The 18,575-nt window shown below is 61.7% G+C and carries 17 protein-coding genes; 10 read left to right on the top strand and 7 right to left on the bottom strand.

Translation table 11 applies throughout. The features are described from left to right. Positions 1-24: 24 nt before the first annotated feature. A complete protein-coding gene (locus tag EK373_RS08755; RefSeq protein ID WP_129642301.1) occupies positions 25-435 on the bottom strand; it encodes a hypothetical protein in 411 nt (136 codons plus the stop codon). 113 nt (positions 436-548) lie between these two features. Here EK373_RS08755 and EK373_RS08750 point away from each other — a divergent pair, with 113 nt between their 5' ends. Both EK373_RS08750 and EK373_RS08745 read left to right on the top strand, forming a co-directional pair. Continuing rightward, positions 549-1,367 carry a helix-turn-helix domain-containing protein gene (locus tag EK373_RS08750; RefSeq protein WP_129642300.1) on the top strand — a complete coding sequence of 273 codons (819 nt, stop codon included), beginning with the start codon at positions 549-551 and terminating at the stop codon, positions 1,365-1,367. Continuing rightward, the gene (locus EK373_RS08745) at positions 1,364-2,146 is read left to right on the top strand and encodes a thioesterase family protein (RefSeq protein WP_129642299.1); all 783 of its coding nucleotides are present in this window, start codon (positions 1,364-1,366) and stop codon (positions 2,144-2,146) included. The genes EK373_RS08750 and EK373_RS08745 overlap by 4 nt, the downstream gene beginning before the upstream one ends. Before the next feature lie 2 nt (positions 2,147-2,148). On the opposite strand, the gene EK373_RS08740 is transcribed toward EK373_RS08745, so the two are convergent. Further along, positions 2,149-2,388 carry a hypothetical protein gene (locus EK373_RS08740; RefSeq protein ID WP_129642298.1) on the bottom strand — a complete coding sequence of 80 codons (240 nt, stop codon included), beginning with the start codon at positions 2,386-2,388 and terminating at the stop codon, positions 2,149-2,151. Positions 2,389-2,480: 92 nt separating this feature from the next. Between EK373_RS08740 and EK373_RS08735 the strand changes: the two genes are divergently transcribed. The 3 genes from EK373_RS08735 (at position 2,481) to EK373_RS08725 (ending at position 7,715) form a co-directional block, all read left to right on the top strand. Further along, positions 2,481-4,289, top strand: coding sequence for an ATP-binding cassette domain-containing protein (locus tag EK373_RS08735; protein ID WP_129642297.1), 1,809 nt, complete (start codon positions 2,481-2,483; stop codon positions 4,287-4,289). 152 nt (positions 4,290-4,441) lie between these two features. Beyond that, a complete protein-coding gene (locus EK373_RS08730; protein WP_129642296.1) occupies positions 4,442-4,996 on the top strand; it encodes an ECF-type sigma factor in 555 nt (184 codons plus the stop codon). A gap of 4 nt (positions 4,997-5,000) precedes the next feature. After that, the gene (locus tag EK373_RS08725) at positions 5,001-7,715 is read left to right on the top strand and encodes a serine/threonine-protein kinase (RefSeq protein ID WP_129642295.1); all 2,715 of its coding nucleotides are present in this window, start codon (positions 5,001-5,003) and stop codon (positions 7,713-7,715) included. Positions 7,716-8,009: 294 nt separating this feature from the next. Here the strand turns inward: EK373_RS08725 and EK373_RS08720 are convergent, their stop codons facing one another. The 3 genes from EK373_RS08720 to EK373_RS08710 all read right to left on the bottom strand — a co-directional run bounded on the left by EK373_RS08720 (position 8,010) and on the right by EK373_RS08710 (position 11,360). Next, positions 8,010-9,224 (bottom strand): S41 family peptidase, encoded by a 1,215-nt coding sequence (locus tag EK373_RS08720; protein WP_129642294.1) that lies wholly within the window; start codon positions 9,222-9,224, stop codon positions 8,010-8,012. A gap of 360 nt (positions 9,225-9,584) precedes the next feature. Continuing rightward, the gene (bla, locus tag EK373_RS08715) at positions 9,585-10,475 is read right to left on the bottom strand and encodes a class A beta-lactamase (RefSeq protein ID WP_129642293.1); all 891 of its coding nucleotides are present in this window, start codon (positions 10,473-10,475) and stop codon (positions 9,585-9,587) included. 561 nt (positions 10,476-11,036) lie between these two features. Continuing rightward, positions 11,037-11,360, bottom strand: coding sequence for a hypothetical protein (locus EK373_RS08710; protein WP_129642292.1), 324 nt, complete (start codon positions 11,358-11,360; stop codon positions 11,037-11,039). Between the two features lie 340 nt (positions 11,361-11,700). Between EK373_RS08710 and EK373_RS08705 the strand changes: the two genes are divergently transcribed. After that, positions 11,701-12,258, top strand: coding sequence for an NADAR family protein (locus tag EK373_RS08705; RefSeq protein WP_129642291.1), 558 nt, complete (start codon positions 11,701-11,703; stop codon positions 12,256-12,258). 195 nt (positions 12,259-12,453) lie between these two features. On the opposite strand, the gene EK373_RS08700 is transcribed toward EK373_RS08705, so the two are convergent. Beyond that, positions 12,454-12,810, bottom strand: a complete 357-nt coding sequence (locus tag EK373_RS08700) for a winged helix-turn-helix transcriptional regulator (RefSeq protein WP_129642290.1) — start codon at positions 12,808-12,810, stop codon at positions 12,454-12,456. Positions 12,811-12,924: 114 nt separating this feature from the next. Between EK373_RS08700 and EK373_RS08695 the strand changes: the two genes are divergently transcribed. Then, positions 12,925-13,788, top strand: a complete 864-nt coding sequence (locus tag EK373_RS08695) for an NAD(P)-dependent oxidoreductase (protein WP_129642289.1) — start codon at positions 12,925-12,927, stop codon at positions 13,786-13,788. A 127-nt stretch (positions 13,789-13,915) separates the two neighbouring features. Here EK373_RS08695 and EK373_RS08690 read toward each other — a convergent pair whose 3' ends face one another. After that, positions 13,916-15,181 carry an MFS transporter gene (locus tag EK373_RS08690; RefSeq protein ID WP_129642288.1) on the bottom strand — a complete coding sequence of 422 codons (1,266 nt, stop codon included), beginning with the start codon at positions 15,179-15,181 and terminating at the stop codon, positions 13,916-13,918. Positions 15,182-15,386: 205 nt separating this feature from the next. Between EK373_RS08690 and EK373_RS08685 the strand changes: the two genes are divergently transcribed. Genes EK373_RS08685 through EK373_RS08675 form a run of 3 tightly spaced genes read left to right on the top strand, consistent with a single transcriptional unit; the run spans position 15,387 to position 18,567 of the window. After that, entirely contained in the window at positions 15,387-16,769 is a 1,383-nt protein-coding gene (locus EK373_RS08685; RefSeq protein WP_157994279.1) for a spinster family MFS transporter, read from the top strand. Positions 16,770-16,804: 35 nt separating this feature from the next. Beyond that, positions 16,805-17,368 (top strand): DOMON-like domain-containing protein, encoded by a 564-nt coding sequence (locus EK373_RS08680; RefSeq protein WP_129642286.1) that lies wholly within the window; start codon positions 16,805-16,807, stop codon positions 17,366-17,368. Beyond that, complete coding sequence (locus tag EK373_RS08675; protein ID WP_129642285.1) at positions 17,365-18,567, top strand: exo-beta-N-acetylmuramidase NamZ family protein; 1,203 nt, start codon at positions 17,365-17,367, stop codon at positions 18,565-18,567. Before EK373_RS08680 ends, EK373_RS08675 begins: the two co-directional genes overlap by 4 nt. Positions 18,568-18,575 lie beyond the last annotated feature (8 nt).

Here is an 18,575-nt window from a genome sequence, read left to right as displayed (position 1 = left end):
ACAGGCGACATATTCAGCGCCAGTTCACGCGTGCAGGGGAGCAACGACGGCCGACTTGCGCAGGCCGATATATTCCAGCTCCACCATCACCGCGACGAACGCGGCCTGACCCGCAACGAACACATATCCCAGCAAGCTCGGCTGCACCCAACCGGTGAACAACAGCACGATGCTATCGATGGCCCAGATCGCGTTGCCCACGATCACGGCCCACACCGCCGCTCGCGGCAACCGCGCCCGCGAGCTCAGGAACGCCAGCACTAGTGCGAACGGCAACAGCACCATGCTGGCCTGTTGAAGCAGCTCCACCGGCAAGTTCAAGACGCCGGACAGCCCGCCGCCGAATGTCACCAATAGCAATCCCAGGCCCGCGCAGCTGACGGCGTCCAGCAACAGGATCCGACGCAGAAAAGTGGACGTTTCGATCTGGCTCATGACTTCGGTCCTCGTGTGTGTTGACGGGGCTCAGCATGACCGCGATCACGGCGCGGCGTCGATTACCCGACAGGTAATGGAGTGACCACCGAGGCTGCGTTATCGTCTGCCCCATGAACGCAACTGCCCTCCGACCCGTCGGCGACCTGCTGCGCGAATGGCGCCAGCGGCGGCGCCTGAGCCAGCTCGACTTTTCCGTGGAAGCCGAGATTTCCTCCAAACATTTGAGCTTTCTGGAGACCGGCCGCTCGCGTCCCAGTCGCGAGATGTTGTTGAAGCTCGCCGAGCTGCTCGAAGTGCCGCTGCGCGAACGTAATACGTTGCTCATCTCAGCGGGATTCGCACCTCTGTTCTCCGAACGCAAGTTGGACGATCCGTCGTTGCAGGCCGCGCGCGACGCGATGGAAATCGTGCTCAAGGGTCACGAGCCCTATCCCGCCATCGCGGTCGACCGGCACTGGACTTTGCTCGCTGCCAATCGCGCCGTTGCGCCGATGCTGACCGGTATCAAAACAGAGTTGCTGGCCCCGCCAATGAATGTACTGCGCGCGAGCCTCCATCCCGATGGCCTGGCGCCGCGGATCGTCAATCTCGGACAATGGCGAGCGCACATCTTTGCGCGCCTGCGCCGGCAGATTGAAATCTCGGCCGACCCGATTTTGACCACGCTGCTGGAAGAGCTGATTGCCTATCCCGCGCCGGAGCACGGCCATGGCAATGGCCGCGGCAATGGCCGCGGCAATGGCAGCGAAATCACGAACGCCTTCGTCGTGCCCATGCGGCTCGCGACACCGATGGGCGTGCTCAGTTTCATCAGCACCACCACCGTCTTTGGCACTCCCATCGATGTAACTCTGTCAGAATTGGCGCTGGAATCCTTCTTTCCCGCCGATGCGGCCACCGCGGCCGCACTCCGACAGATGCCGTTATGAGTTACGTCTACCGAGTCGATGGTTCAATCGCCCACGCCCAAGCTTGCGCCGCCGGGCCTTGGGATCCCAGCATGCAGCACGGCGGCGCCCCCGCGTCGCTGATTGCCTGGGCGGTCGAGCGCATGCCGATGCGGGAGCCGATGCACGTCGCGCGCATGACGTTGGATTTGATACGACCCGTTCCGGTCGCGCCGCTGGAAATCAAAATCGACGTGCAACGGGACGGCCGCAAGATCCAGGTCTGCAATGTGACTTTGTTGCACGAGGGCGTCGCCTGCGTGCGCGCCACGGTTCTCAAGATTCGACAGGCAGAAACGGAACTGCCCGACCTCGTGATCGACGAACAAGTGACATTGCCCGGCCCGGAGCAGGGTCGCGAGTCCAGGATCCGCTTCACCGATTACGAGCAGTTCGCCGGCGGCGTCACGTTGCGCTCCGTGCGCGGCTCATTCGGCGAGTTGGGCCCGGGCGCGGTGTGGTTTCGTGCGCATCGCCAGATCATTGAAGGCGAGCCGATCACACCGCTGATGCGCGCCGCCATGACCGGGGATTTCTGTAATGGCGTCTCGGCGGTGCTCGACTTCAACGAGTGGATCTTCATCAACGCCGACCTGACGATCAGCCTGTCGCGCATGCCGGTCGGCGAATGGATTCTGCTGGATGCGCAGACCTGGCTGGGGGATCACGGCGCGGGGCTCGCGTTCGCGAAACTCGGCGACGAGCGCGGCTATTTCGGCCGCGCCATCCAGAGCCTGGTGATCGAGCGACGCCCGAAGTAGAACTAGGATTCGGCGCTGGGTGGCGGCGCTGGCGATTCGCTCGCCTGCGCCCTCTTCCGCTCTTCTTCTTCGCGACGCTCCTTGCGGATCGTCCAGACCACGCTGCCGAACGCCGCGGCAATGACCAGCATCAGTGCGCCCATGATGAAAACCAGGCCGCCGGCCAGGCGCCAGCCCTCGTACAGTCCGATTGCCAGCCCGATGGGCGTGGTCACTAACAGCAGGGGTTTGGCGATGCGCATGCCGCTATTGTAGGGCCGGACGGGCGATTTCCAGCCCTGGAATTTGCCGGCACCGGTATCATTCGCCCCCCGACTTGCCTCGCCGCCCTCCGATGCCCCTGCTCACGCTGCGTAATGCCGAACTCGCCTATGGCCTGCACCCGCTCCTGGACAAGGCCAATTTCGCCATCGACGAGCGCGAGCGCGTCGGCCTCATCGGCCGCAACGGCACCGGCAAATCCTCGCTACTGAAAGTCATCACGGGCCTTGCGCCTTTGGATGACGGCGAGGTGTCGCGGCTGGACGGGCTCAAGGTCGTGCTGGTCGAGCAGGAGCCTGTGTTGCCGCCGGCCGAGACTGTGCGTGACAGCCTGGTCCTGCGCGGCAAGCTCGAAACAATCCATGACGAGCGCGAACGCTGGCGGCTCGAAGCGCGTCTCAGCGAATTCTTACAGCGCCTCGGCGTGGCCGCCGAGCGCGCCCCCGACACCACTTCGGGCGGCGAACGCAAACGCGCCGCGCTCGCGCTGGCGCTGGCGCTGGAGCCGGACCTGCTGCTGCTCGATGAGCCGACCAACCACCTGGACATCGACGGCATCACCGCGCTGGAAGAACTGTTGATCAAAGGCCCGGCGTCCATCGTCGTCACTCACGACCGCTCGTTTCTGGACCGCGTCGTCACACGCATCATCGAGCTCGACCGCGGGCTGCTGCGCTCGTATCCCGGCAACTTCGCCGCTTACGAAACGCGCAAGAGCGAACAGCTCGCTGCCGAAGAAGTGATGAATCGCAAGTTCGACAAGTTCTGGGCGCAGGAAGAAGTCTGGATCCGCAAAGGCGTCGAAGCTCGTCGGACTCGCAATGAAGGCCGCGTGCGCAGGCTCGAAGCGCTGCGTAATCAGCGCGCCGCGCGTCGCGAACAGATGGGTAGTGTGAAACTCACCCTGGATTCGGGTGAGCGCTCCGGCAAGCTGGTCGCGGAGTTGACCGATGTCGCGAAATCGTTCGGCGATCGCCCGATCGTTCGCGATCTTTCCATGCGCATCATGCGCGGGGATCGCCTCGGCCTGATCGGGCCTAACGGCGCAGGCAAATCGACGCTCATCAAACTGATTCTTGGCAAGCTCGAGCCGGACAGCGGAAGTGTCCGCCTCGGCACCAACATTGCCGTGGCGTACTTCGATCAATTGCGCGAACAGCTCGATCCGGAGAAATCCGTCGTCGAGACCATCAGCCCGGGGTCGGATTGGGTCGAGATCGGCACCGAGCGCAAGCACGTAATGACATATCTAGGCGACTTCCTGTTCTCGTCACAGCGCGCCAACTCGCCGGTGAAGGCGCTGTCCGGCGGCGAGCGCAATCGCTTGTTGCTGGCGCGATTGTTCGCGCGGCCCGCGAATGTGCTCGTGATGGACGAGCCGACCAACGATCTCGACATCGATTCGCTCGAGCTGCTGGAAGACACCTTGCAGACCTATCCCGGCACGTTGCTGCTCGTCAGCCACGATCGAACCTTCCTCGACAACGTGGTTACGCAGACGCTGGTCGCGCAGGGCAATGGCCGATGGCAGGAATATGTCGGCGGTTACAGCGACTGGCTCGCACAGCGCCCTGCCCCGTTGACCGCAGCCCCGTCGAAGCCGAAGCAAGAAAACAAAGCGCCTGCTCGTGCGCCTGCAGCGGTAAAGCTGAGCTACAAAGAGACGCGCGAGCTGGCGCAACTGCCTGCAGAGATCGAAGCGCTCGAACAGCGGCAGCAGGAGCTGACGGGGCGCATGAGCTCGGCCGATTATCACAAACAGGGCGCCGATCAGATCAAGGCGGATCGCAAGCTGGCCGAAGACCTGGAACTGGAGATGGCGGAGAAGTTCGAACGCTGGTCGACGCTCGAAGCAAAGTCGGAAGCTGCGTCGAAAAGCTGAACGCCCGAACCGATGACGGCACACGGACGTGCAGGATCTACTGCTGCGGAGCTGCTGGCCGGCGGGCCAACGCGCAGGAGCTTGCTGCCCGTCACGGCCGTGACGGCGCTATATGCTAAATTTCGGGCTATCGTCAGGGTCGACGGACGTCCATGTCGCAAGTCACTTTACTGCTCGACGCATCACGGCGGGGCGATGCCGGCGCCGTCGAGCAGCTATTCGATCTGCTCTATAACGACCTGCGACAGCTGGCCCACGCCAGGCTGCGCCGCAGTGGCCAGTTCACGCTGCTCGACACGACCGCGCTGGTCCACGAATCCTACCTGCGGCTGTTCAAGGCCGGCGCCATCGAAGCGAACGATCGCGGCCACTTCATGGGTTATGCCGCGCAGGTCATGCGGTCCATCGTCGTGGACTTCGTGCGTCGTCGTTCTGCGGATCGCCGCGGCGGCGATGTCATCCATGTCGACATCGACGTGGCAGCCGCGCACATCACCGATCCGCGTGAGCGCGAAGTGATCCAGATCCACGAAGCGCTACAGGAACTGGCGAAGATCGACCCGCGACTGGTGAAGGTCGTGGAGATGCGTTACTTCGCCGGCATGACCGAGGAAGAAGTCGCCGACGCGCTAGATCGCAGCGTGCGCTCGGTGGCCCGCGATTGGGAGAAGGCGCGATTGTTCCTGGCCACGACTCTGGCACAGTAGCCCCATGCAAAGAATCGGGCCCGAAGACTGGAAACAGATGTTCGAGCTGCTCGATACGGCGCTCGACCTGCCGCCGACCGAACGCGACACCTGGCTCGACTCGCTGTCCGGGGACTACGAAAGACTCAAACCCGCACTTCGCGAGTTACTGGCGAAGCATGCGACCCGCGACAGCGATGAGTTCCTGCGCGACATGCCGCAGTTCACGAGCCTGACCGGCATCAATACCTCTCCGCTGAGCACGCCTTCGCCCGGAAATCACGTCGGCCCATACCGTCTGGTGCGGGAACTGGGCCGCGGCGGCATGGGCAGCGTGTGGCTCGCCGAACGCGACGACGGCACCTTCAAACGAAACGTTGCGCTCAAGCTGCCGCACGTCACCTGGATCGGCGGCTTGGCCGAACGCATGGCGCGTGAGCGGGACATTCTCGCCACGCTCGAACATCCCAACATCGCGCGACTGTACGACGCCGGCGTGGACGATCTGGGCCGGCCATTCATGGCCATGGAATATGTGGAAGGCGTGACGATCGACCGCTACTGCTCGGAGCGCTCTCCGACCGTCGAACAAATATTGCAGCTGGTCCTGCAAGTGGCGCGCGCCGTCGCTCATGCGCACGCGCGGCTCGTCGTCCATCGCGACCTGAAGCCCAGCAATGTTCTCGTGACGGCCGATGGCTCCGTTCGATTGCTGGACTTCGGCGTTGCCAAGCTGCTGGAGAATCAGCCCGGCGAGCAGACGCAGTTCGCCGTGCGTGCCTTCACACCTGAGTACGCCGCGCCGGAGCAGATCAAAGGCGAGCCGATCAGCACGGCCACCGACGTCTATTCGCTGGGCGTCGTGAGTTACCAGTTGCTGACGGGCGCACTGCCTTACTCGCCGAAGCACACCGGCGGCGGGCAGCTCGAACGCGCGATCACCGAGATCGATGCGTCGCTTGCGAGCACGACCACTCAAGATCAGCAACGCGGCCGGCGTTTGCGCGGCGACATCGACGCAATTTTGAATCGTGCGCTGAAGAAAGATCCCACGCAGCGTTATGCGAGCGCTGACGCCTTCGCCCTGGATATCGAACATCATCTGCAAGGCCGCCCCATTCAAGCGCGGCCCGATAGCGCGTGGTATCGCTTCAGCAAGTTCGTTAGTCGCAACCGGGTTGGGACCGCCGCAGCGGCCGCCGTCCTGATCGCTTTACTCGGTGGCGCCAGCGTTGCAATCTGGCAAGCTCGCGAGGCTCGCGAACAGGCGGCGCGCACCGCCGTCGAACGCGACATTGCTCGCAGAGCCGCGGCGCGGGAAGAAGCCGTCCGCATGTATCTGACGCGCATGTTCCGCAACTCCGTGACAACGGATGACTCCGGTCCAACGACTGCGAAGGCCATGCTCGATCGCAGCGCCGAGCGAGTCTTGCAGGAATATCGCGACGACCCTTATCTCGCCGGCAAAGTCGTCGAGACGCTCGCGGATTTGTATGGCGCGCTCGAGGATGTGGCCGGACAGGTGCCGTTGCTCGAGGGCTATTTGAATCAAGCCGGCCCAGAAGCCAACCCGGAGACGGTGGCGCTCGTCAGGCAGAAGCTCGCGCACGCCGAGCTCGCTCGAGGGAACCTGCAACGCGCCGAGGAACTGCTGCGGCCGGCCGAACAATTCTGGAACACCGACCGCAAGCGCTACGCCGAGCAGCACCTCGAATGGGTCACAGTCAAAGCGAGAGTGCTCCGCGCGCAAGGCGACTTGGCCGGCTCCATCGCGACCAATGAGCAGGCGATTGCCGAGCGCATCGCGCTCTCCGGAGAGAACCACAGCGAGACGGCGATCCTTTACAACTCGCTCGGCATCGCGCTGATGAATGCCAATCGGCTGCAGGAGGCGACGGCAGCTTACCGGAAGGCACTGGCCATTCATGACGCGCTGGGCTCTGGCGAAGACGTGCCCGCGTTAGTGATGCGCGCGAACGTCGGCACGCTGTCGTATCGCGTCGGCCGCATCGCCGATGCGGAGCGCGAGCTGAAACACGCTTTTGAAGGCCAGCGCGCGATCTCGGGCGATTCGGCGGCGGTCGCTGCGTCAATGGGCCAGTACGGCTCGTTACAGACGGCGCTGGGCCGACCGGATCTAGCCATTCCCATTCTCGAAGAAGCTTCGCGCATGGCCGAGAAGTTCACTGCGCGAGGCAGCGGTCTGCACGTGCAGAACCAAACGTTTCTCGCCGAAGCGCATGCCGCGGCCGGGCGAAGCCAGCACGCGGCTCAACTCGCTGACGAATCTTTCGCACTGGCGCGCAAGCAGTTTGGTGACGATCACTTCTTTGCCCAACGCGCACGACTGGCCAAAGCCAGGCTCACCGCCAATCATCAGCCCTTCGAGAAAGCGAACGCCGAACTCGCGAATGTCATCGCCAAATTGCGCGCCGGCGGCCCAGCCGCGCAACTCGCGTTAGGCCAGGCACTGATCACACAAGGCGAACTGCTGCTGCAAAACCATCGCGCCGCCGACGCTGCACCGCTGCTCGAAGAAGCAGTGAAGCTTCGCGAGCAAGTAATGTGGGAACAAAGCTGGGAACTCGCCGAAGCCCGCGCCCGGCTGGGTGAAGCAAACGTCGCCACCGGAAAGGCAGAAGGGAGGCAGCTGATCGAACAATCGGTTGTCACTCTGGAGTCCCAGCTCGGCCCGGATCATCCCCAAACCATTCGCGCCAAACGTGCCATCGCGATGTGAGCTATCGACCGAGCTGCGGCGATCAGCACATCAGCAACCCCGGACGAGCTTCAAACGCGTGCGGATGCCGACGATCGTCCGAGATGCATGTCAGAACCGCCCTGGCTTTCGATAGACTGCGACGCTGCGCTAGCCAGCTCATCTGTTCAGCGAGATGGTTGCAGGTTCAAATCCCTTCTTCGGAATTACCTCCATTCACGGAAAGCTACAGAGCGCTCGGGAGCGCTGCGGGCGGCAGGTTGCGACCCGTACCGGTCAATCACGAATGTCGGCTATGGGCGGCACAATGGTTAGCTATGGCCTTGCCAAAATCCACTGCAGTGCTGCATCTTTTCCCGCCCTGAACAACGGCCAATCAGGGTCGATTCGCTGATCGGGGAATACAGCGTCAGTCTCTGAGTCCGGCTGAAATCTGTACCTGAGCATCGAACAAGAGACACGCAGCTTTGAGAGTGGAAGCGTAAACAAATGGTTCTCCTGGTATCCGTTGGGGCGCGCACCCGTGGGCTCGCCGACCAGGATTGCTTCCGTCTCTCTGCGAAAATCGGTGATGTTGGTCATGCCAGCTGAAAATGCGCCGCGGCCCGTAATCACGAAAAGATGTCCGGCACGGTTTAAGGCGGGCATGAATATCAGCTTGTAGATGAGATATTCCCTCCCCTTGGTGAAGTTTCCACCTTGGTTCCAGCGCATATCGACTATCAGGCGTCTTACCGGATGCCTGCCGACGTATTCCCAAAGCCGTGCGGACTGCGTCTCCAGGTCTCGGTACGAGCGGAAATTCACATAAACCGTTTTGGAGTCAGCCAGGTACGTAAACCAAAGCGCTTCCTCCGGGTGCTGAAAGGGCAATGGCACGGGTTCGATAGCGACCTCCCCTGACTTGCTGGCTCCTGCAGGGACTGGCCGAATCCGCAGCGTGAAGCGACGACCCGAATCATCTTCGAAGGTGAAATCAGCGGAACCCGGACCCGGAAGGACGCCCAAGGCGGCCAGCGGCTCGACGTTCATGAGCTGCTGTGCGCTGCTGTTCAGCACGTACCACTGGTTCTCAGCTTGCGGAACGAACTGTTGAATCCTCTTCTGCACTTCCTCAATGGATACGGATCCGATCGAGACAATCCTGGATCCCAGTGCTTCCCGGTATTCAGGAGCCGCACGGATTACCCTCAGATCGTTGCCAAACCAGAAGGCCTCCAGCGGAAACCTCTCATACAAGCCTGATGTGTCCAGAAACGAATGCCCGTCGCCAATGAGGGCCGCCAGGTGCTGCAAGCCAACGACAACTTCGTAGTCTTTCATCGAGGGGATCCGCTGGCGCAGGCCGGACACCGCCAGGTCGAATTCGGTCTTGCTGGTGAAGTGAAAAGGATCCCGGTGTTTCGTCGTGATCTCGTTGGCGAAGAACTCGAGATCCTGTCGCCACTGTTCGGCAGTCAAATCCGGAAGCGAAGCTTCACCATGAGCAAAGTTGGCAGCAAGGAGCAGGATGCAGAACAGTTTCTTCACAAAGCACATCCAGTGTTCAGCTTCGACGGGTGCTCGCCCGAGCGGTCGAAAGACATGTGTTCCGACTCGGCGGTTCGGACTTATCGTTTTTGGATGCGCAACCCGCTCGAAAGGTTTCAATGGCAGCTCGTCCACGGGCTCGATCTCAGGCGCAACCGCCCAACCGGCGAGCCCTTGACCTCATTGACGCTGAGATCCCATGTTCGGTTGTGCCTGCCAAAGGCTGGTCGTGTCCGAAAAGGGTCGTCTCGCGGTTATCGCACGCGTACCCGCACCGAGACTGCAGGAACAGCGTGTAGCGGCTCACCGATGCGTTCTGACAAACTTCCCCGCCACCGCAACTCGACCGCGCCGTTACCACTACGCGGCCAGCTCGCGAACCACCTCCGCTGCGACCTGCGCATGCGCGGCACTCAGCGTTTCGACCGTTTCCGTCGACTCGGACATATACACCGCCATCAGTATCGGCTTGCGACCAGGCGGCCAGACCATCGCTAGGTCATTGACGGCACCGCTGGCGCCCGTGCCCGTCTTGTCCCCTACCTTCCAGTGCGCCGGCAATCCTGCACGAATACGCTGCAGACCCGTCGACGAATTGATCATCCACTGAATGAGTATCTGGCGCGAAGGCTCGGAGAGAACGGTTCCCAGAAGCACCCGCTCCATGCTACCGACCATCGCCCGCGGTGTCGTAGTGTCGCGCGGGTCTCCCGGCAAGTTGGAATTCAGCGCCAGTTCCGTGCGATCCAGCCGCGTCATTTCATCACCCGACGCGCGCGCGAACTTTGTGAGGCCTTCCGGGCCTTCGATGAGCCGCAACAGCAGATTGGCGGCAGTATTGTCGCTGACCTCGACGACAGCGGCACACAGCTCGCGCAACGTCAGCGAACTTTGCCTGAGATGCTTCGATGTGACCGGAGCATGCGCCAGAAGATCTTTCTCCGCAAAGGAGACCCTCTGTTCGAGGCGCAGCTCCGCGCGCTCGACCTTCGCCAGGACTGCCGCGGCCAGCAGCCACTTGAAGGTCGAGGCCATGGCGAATCTTTCGTCGTAGTCGAGGCCGAACCGCCGGCCGGTGTGGGTATCGAGCACATACGCGCCGAGCCGGCCGCCGATGCGCGAACGGATTGCAGTCAGACGCTCGACGATGCCCTGCTGCTCGCGCGCCGCACCCGCAGCGCCGTATAGCGCAACTGACGCTGCGCCGATGAACCATCGTCGGCTCGATAATGGAAACTCCGGTTGACTCACGAATAGCTGCTCCTGGTGATTCGTGCCTGCGCTCTATCTCACCCGAATCCGAATAGGGATTGCAGGAACGTCGTGTAGCCGTTCTGCGAGATTGCCTGCATGCTCAGGGCATACTCGAGTGATGGCCTGCTAAGCTCGCAGCAGTTTGAACCTGATTCGCGAAAATGGACATGCGAACGACAACTCTCATTGCAGCCTCGGCACTACTGACATGCGTGTACGCTGCCGGTGGGGCTGAGAGCCTGCCACCCTGCGACCCCATGCCGGCAGCACAACCCAGCGAGCCGCGCACCTTCCGCCGTGATGACCTCTACTGGACTGGAAGCATTGTCGTCAGCTTCACGATTGCTGCCGACGGATCGATCAAACTCCCGATACTGGGAGCCAGCTCATCGCACCCGAACTCGGACGAGGACAGCCGGAACAACGTGTAGCGCTTCGCCGCGACCTATTCCACTGCGGGCCAGTGAGTGCTGCAGAGGTCTGCTGGATTAAGCCGCGCTCAGCCGCAGGATTCGACCCAATGGTGACGCGCGGCACGATTTCGGCACCAGTTCGCCGCTACTTTGCTCGTATCGACGTCAACCCTATTTGATAGCGAGCATCCTTCGCGGCGAGCGGCTGCTGGGACCGCGACTCAGGGTCCTTGATTACATCCGTAGTGAACGTGAGATCGATCACTTCATCGTGCGGAGCCAGTTTCACGAACGGAATCGCGGATTCCATATTGCCATCGCCCCATACTGCGATCGGAATCTCACCCAGATCGCGCAATACCTTGCCGTCGTAGGCGAACACTCGGAATCCCCAGGCGGACTCATTGCCGACGTCGGCAAGAATCAGCAGTTCGTGCCGGCCACAATCACCGAAAAAGGTAGGCGTCATGGCGGAGCCATCTTCGGCCCCCGAAGAGTAATACGTCCGCCGGGCTACGCCGCGCTCGGAAGTGTATAGCATCGCTCGTTGACCATAGTCCGACTGCGTGTCGAGCGACTCATCCCGTCCAAAGGCCAGCCGCACATCTTCCGCCAAAGCGTACGTCGCCCCATCCGCAGTAGGGGTCGCCTGCGGATGAAGCTCCTGACAAGCCGGGACGCTGCTCAGGATTGCAGTGGCAGCCAGGAAGGAAAGCATGCCTCAGCCGCCGACGCGCGGTGATAACTGCCAGCAGGCAGATCTATGAACATCGGGCCATGCCGACACATCTGGTACTGTGAGAATACCGATGCGCGACAAGCTATTCCTCGAAGATCTTCGTGCTCGCTTCAACGCGAGAGAAAAGCTGAAGTATGTCTTTTTCTGGGGGCATCAACGCACGAAGAGCGGCGTGACCGCTTCCTGCTTCAGTCAGTGGTATAGCGCCCCGTTCGCTGTTGATGGCCAACGGTACCCAACAGCAGAGCACTTCATGATGGCGGAGAAAGCCGCCCTATTCGGCGATCACGAGACAAGAATGCAAGTGCTTCAGGCGGCGAGTCCCGGTACCGCCAAGGCACTCGGACGCCAAGTGCGAGGATTCAATGAGGCCACCTGGGTAGAAAACCGGTTCTCCATCGTAGTCCGAGCCAACGTGGCGAAGTTTGCGCAGAACCATGAACTGAGACATTTCCTTCAGCAAACCGGCTCACGCATCCTAGTCGAGGCAAGTCCGATGGATAGGATCTGGGGCATAGGTCTCGCCCAGGGCGATGAGAGAGTAAACAATCCGAACCAGTGGCGCGGCCTCAATCTACTGGACTTTGCACTCATGCAGGCACGCGACGCTATTGAGAAGTTGCGGTAGGCATCAAGCACACCCGCCCTGGTGTTGCCGGCAGCGCCTGCCGTCCTACCTCACGCGGACTCGGATCGACACTGCAGAAACAACGTTTAGCGCTTCTGCGGAACTTCCTGCGTCCACTAAGGGCAGCTTTCGACCCGAAACGGCATAGCGCGTCTTGATGATCGAAAGATATTCAGTATCGCTACCGGGCGACGCTCAGCGCTGGCACATCACGTTCGGCGCGGGCGGGTTGCCGTAAGCTGAGCCCCATTCCGCCAACGCGTGCACCGCTCGATTGAGCAGCGCCCCAGGCGGCGTCAAAGAATATTCGACTCGTAACCGAGCCTCATCGAACTCTTCACGGCGCACGATGCCGCTCAGTTGCAGTTCTTTGAGCTGCTCCGACAGGATCTTTTCGCTGATTCCAGGCAAACGCCGCCGCAGCTCGCCGAATCGCAGCGGTTGCGCATGCAAGTGCCAGATGATGGTCGGCTTCCATTTGCCGCTGATCACATTCAAGGCCGCAGTCAGTCCGCAAGCTTGCTGCTCATCGGCGTTGGTGGTGTTCGTCATGGCCTCGGACTCGCGCACTTACGAAGACGTAAGTAATTGATAATAAATTCGCTCGCGCCACACTGCGCACCTCGTGATGCCATCGCGTACATGGATCTCCGGAGCAGCTTACACATGAGTTCAGTCACGGTCATCGGTTTGGGCGAAATGGGCGCGGCGCTGGCGCGTGCCTTTGTGAAATGTGGCGATCGAGTGACGGTTTGGAATCGTTCGGCCGCCAAAGCAGAGCCACTGATCCGGGCAGGTGCCTCGCTCGCCGCGAATGTTGCGGAAGCCGTACGCGCCAGTCCCATCACGGTCATCTGCCTGTCGGACTACCCGGCCACGTGCGAGGTTCTCGCATCAGCGGGAGTCGATGCGGCACTTTCAGATCGAGCGATCGTGCAACTCAGTACTGGCACGCCGCGGGAAGCGCGGGATCTAGAAAGTTGGATGCATGCGCGCGCTGCGCAGTATCTTGATGGCGCCATCCTCGCGTGGCCGAGACAGATTGGCACATCCGAGGCGTCGATCGTGGTTTCCGGTCGCGAAGGGGTTTATCAGGAACATGAGTCGCAGTTGAGGAAGCTTGCGGGCAATCTCAGTTTCTTGAGCGATGACGCCGGTAAGTCGGCCGCGCTGTTCTCGGCCATGCTCTCGTATCTCGCTGGACACTGGATTGGTTTGTGCCAAGGCGCCCGTGTTTGCGAGGTGGAAGGAGTGCGCGTGACAGCCTTCGGATCGATGCTGGCGGATCTGACGCCGCTACTGGGCATTGAGGCGAAACACTTGAGTGAAGTCATCGAGCACGACGACTACGCCGACCCGGAGAGCACGATCAAGACGGCCGGCACAGACATCATCCGGCTAGTGCAACACGCGCGCGAAAGCGGCATCAACGATGAGTTTCCGACGTTCGCGGCTAGCTTGTTCCGACGCGCGATCGACGCGGGTTACGGGGCTGAGGAGCACGCGGCGCTGATCAAGGTGCTGCGGTAGGGGTTCATTCTTGCGAGAAAACTGTGCGCGAGGGAAAGCTATCCATGCTGGTGCCTGGCAACTTGCGGGCCCAGGGCTGTACAGCTGGAGGGGAGTAGCGAGGGATTGTGCGTTTAAGCCAAGCCCGCTAGCGCACGCTCTTCACAGGCAGAATGGTCACCGACGCCATCAGCGCGATCGAGCCTGCAATCGCGAACAGCCACGTGTAATTGCCACCGGTGAGCGCGAGGATCACCGGCGCTACGGCGGGTGCGATGGCTTGAGGCAAAGCATTCGCAACGTTGAAGATGCCGAGATCCTTGGCGGCATCGCGCCATCGGTTCGGCAGAACATCGGTCACGAGCGCCAGATCGACCGCGAAGTAAACACCATGACCGATGCCGGTGATGGTCATGCCGAGGAGGAAGGTTGGATAGTCTGGCGCGGCGGCGATGACCCACAAGCCGATCGCATAGACCGCACCGCCGATCACCACAAAAATCTTGCGACGGCCGATCGCATCCGATAGCCGCCCACCGAGGATGCTCACCGCGATGATGGCGACGGTCTGCACCAGGATGCCCTGGAAAATGAGTGTGGGAATTTCCACCTCGGCGTGACCGAGCTTGTCGATCAGATAGAACGGTTGATAGGTATTCAGGAACGCCGTGCCGAGCACGAGTAACAAACGACTCAGCCAGGTCCAGCCGAAGTCCGGATACTGCCGCGGATTGACCCAATAGATTGCTATCACATCGCGCCAGCCCAGCGGCGGAACCTGGCCTGGCGCGAGGCGTCGATCGGGCAACATCACAGCAAACAACAACACGACCGCCACACAGATCGCCGCAGGCACCATGAACGTGTGCAACGTCGACGTGGCGACCGACTGCACCAGATACGTGCCACTCACCTGCCCCAGCGGCAAACAAACGCCCATCACACCGGCAACAGTGCCGCGCTGTTCCACGGGAACCTGGTCGGGCAAGACGGCAATGATGGCCGCCAACACCGCATTGAACGCGAGCTGAGCCAGGCACCAACCGATGAGCACCATCGCGATGCTGGTGGCCGTTGCGATCATCAACAACGCCAGCGCACCGCAGATGACTCCGCCGATCAGCCAGGGCCTGCGCATGCCGAAGCGCGAGGTGGTTCGATCGCTCAATCGACCGAACAAAGGATTGCCGACGAGCGCGAAGAACGCGCCGAGCCCCAGCACCAGCGACAAACTCGAGGCTGCAGTTTCGGGCGCGAGATTCCGAACGCGCAAAGCAATGGTCACGAGCACCGGCGTGAGCAACGCCAGCCACGTGCCTGTGTAGGCCAGCGCGTGGAGCGTGATGAATCCCCAACCTACGCGCGGTTTGTCATCGACAGCTGCGACCGAAGCCGGCTGCTCTTGTGGATGCATGGCGCGCAGGATGCCCGGAAGCTTGCACAACTCACAAGCGACTTTGTTCTGCCCTATGAAATCAACAAGCTGGACTCGCCGCCGGACGCTGCTGCGACTACACTGATTTGAATTCTCGGTACGCCCCATCAGGAAGACAGGCGGCGACCGCGATGCAGTTGCGAAGGCTTCAATCCATTCGAGCGCCTGCACGGGGGGAACAGAATTGAATACTCAGGATCCGGCGGCCACGCCGCCCGCATTCGCTGGAGCCGTGCCGTATCCGGCGTCGGCGCAAGCCTGGTATCTGGTCTTCGTATTGCTGCTCTTCTACATCTTCTCGTTCATCGACCGGCAGATCATTTCGCTGCTGGTCGAGCCCATCAAACGCGACCTGCAAGTCACCGACACACAGATCGGTCTGTTGCAAGGCTTTGCGTTCGCGCTCTTTTATACGTTCTTCGGTATTCCCATCGGCCGGCTCGCCGATCGCATGAACCGCAAAACCATCGTTGCGGCCGGCATCGTCGCGTGGTCGCTGATGGCAACGTTCTGCGGCCTCGCGAAGAACTGGCTGCAACTGTGCCTGGCTCGCGCCGGCGTTGGCGTCGGCGAAGCTGCGCTTTCACCAGCGGCGTACTCCATGATCAGCGACGCGTTTCCGAGAGAGAAACAGGGCCGCGCCTTCAGCGTCTACAACATGGGCATCGCGATCGGCGCAGGCGTCGCGATGCTGGTGGGTGGCCTGGTCGTCGCCGCCATCTCCGGCGAGGGCAAGACATTCACGCTGCCGTTACTCGGCGAGGTCCGCGCGTGGCAATTCGTCTTCATCGTCACCGGCGCGCCGGGATTGTTACTGCCGTTATTGCTCCTTGGGGTGCGAGAGCCGGAGCGGCGCGGACTGATGAAGATTCAATCGGCGAGCGGCGAAGACTTCGGGCAGAAAGTGCCGTTCAGCGAAGTGCTGAAGTACCTGGCGAAGCACGGCAACTTTTACAGCTTGCACTTCATCGCGCTCGCCATGCTGGCCATGATCGGCTACTCGGTGGGCGCCTGGCTGCCGACTGTCATTGCTCGTACGTACGGAGTGCAGCCCGCGCAGGTCGGCATCGTCATCGGCCTGTCCACCATATTCATCAACACCACCGGCATCCTGCTCGCCGGGAAACTCTGCGACTTCTGGGCGTCGCGCGGTCAAACCGACGCGCCGATCAAAGTCTGCCTGGTCGTGGCGCTGGCGACGCTGGTCACGAGCTCGCTCACACCGTTCATGCCGTCGTTTGCGATCGCGTGCGTCGCCATCTGCATTGCCGGCCTGCCCTTCCATGGTTACGTGGCCATGGGCCCGATGGCGGTCAATCAAGTCACGCCCAACCAGATGCGCGCGCAGATCTCGTCGGTGTACCTGTTCACGATCAACTTGCTCGGCATGGGCGTCGGCCCGGCGCTGGTGCCGTTCATCAGCGACTATCTCCTCAAGGATCCGACGCAGATTCGCTGGGGCCTGGCCATAGTCGTGGTCGCGGGCAGCAGCATCGCCGCGGTACTGCTGTGGCTGGCCCGGCCGTTGTACCGGGAAAAGATTGCGGCAACCGCGAACTGGCACTGACGCGCGCGGGCGGCGGAGTGGCATAGAATGGGCGCATGCAAACGCCGCTGCTATGCCACCCATCCACACCGGACAACGTCGTCTCCGGCATCACGGTCGAAGTAGATTCCCTCACGGCGGATCTGCTGGTGCTGGACTATCGGATCCGCGGCGACATCGATCGTCTGCAGCTGCCGGCCCAGGCGCCCAGCAAGTTCCAGGATCTGTTGTGGCAGCAGACCTGCCTGGAAGCGTTCATCGGCTTCGATGACAGCGACGCCTACTTCGAATTCAACTTCTCGCCCTCCAGCCAATGGGCGGTGTACCGCTTCGGCAGCTATCGCCAAAACGTCACGTCGCTGAACCCGCTGCCGCCGCCGCGCGTGATCGTCCGTCGTCACGGCGACGAGCTGGAAGCCGATGTGGACATCCATCTCGGCGCCATTCCGGGACTGACCGCCCATGAGATCAAGGGCCGCAACATGCGGCTCGCCGTCTCGGCGGTCATGCAAAGCGAGCAAGGCGTTATTTCCTATTGGGCGCTGGCACATCCGCCGGGCAAGCCTGATTTTCACCATCGCGATGGCTTTGCCTTACGGCTGGCCGGAGATCCTGCATGAAGTTCGGTATCGATCGGCTGCTCGACGAGCCATCGCTGCGTCGTGAGTTACAAGGCAAGCGCGTCGCGCTGCTCGCCCATCCCGCATCCGTCACGACGGATCTGACTCATTCCCTGGATGCGCTTGCCGCCGTGGGAGTAAAGCTAACTGCGGCGTTCGGTCCGCAACACGGCCTGCGCGGCGACAAGCAAGACAACATGGTCGAGTCACCGACCTTCAACGACCCGGTCCTTGGGATTCCGGTCTTCAGTCTGTACGGCGAAGTGCGGCGTCCGACGGACGAGATGATGCAGCCGTTCGATGTGTTGCTGGTCGATCTGCAGGACCTCGGCTGCCGCATCTATACGTTCATCACCACGCTGCGTTACGTGCTCGAAGCAGCGGCGAAGCATGGCAAGTCGGTGTGGGTGCTCGATCGCCCGAATCCCGCTGGACGGCCGATCGAGGGACTGCGTCTGCGCGCCGGTTGGGAAAGTTTCGTCGGCGCGGGACCGCTGCCGATGCGACACGGCCTCACGCTCGGCGAGCTCGCGCATTGGTTCGTGCGCACGCTCGAGCTCAACGTCGATTACCGCGTGATCGAGATGCAAGGCTGGCAGCCGGACAGTGCACCGGGTTACGGCTGGCCGCTGGGCGAACGAACCTGGGTCAATCCCAGCCCGAACGCGCCGAACCTTTGGATGGCGCGCGCTTATGCAGGCACCGTGATGCTTGAGGGAACAACGCTCTCCGAAGGACGCGGCACGACGCGACCGCTCGAGTTGTTCGGCGCACCGGATATCGATGCGAACCAAGTGCTGACCACCATGGTTTCACTCGCGCCGCAATGGTTGCAAGGTTGTCGCCTGCGCCCCTGCTGGTTCGAGCCGACGTTTCACAAACATGTCGGGAAACTTTGCTCAGGCTTGCAGATTCACGTCGAAGATCCGAGCTACGATCACCACGCGTTCCTGCCGTGGCGCCTGCAAACATTGGCGTTCAAAGCCATCCGTCGACTGCATCCCGACTATCCGCTATGGCGCGACTTTCACTATGAATACGAGAAGGATCGGCTCGCCATCGACATCATCAACGGCGGCCCGCAGCTGCGCGAATGGGTCGACGACGCGAAGTCGACGCCCGCCGATCTGGATGCACTGACGCAGCCCGATGAGAAATCGTGGGCGCAAGAACGTGAGGCATTCCTGATCTATCGGTAAGGCTTCCG

Source organism: Peristeroidobacter agariperforans (assembly GCF_004138335.1).
GTDB lineage: Bacteria > Pseudomonadota > Gammaproteobacteria > Steroidobacterales > Steroidobacteraceae > Steroidobacter > Steroidobacter agariperforans.
The sequence above is the reverse complement of the archived record's forward strand: the minus strand, read 5'-3'. Positions and strand labels throughout refer to the sequence as shown.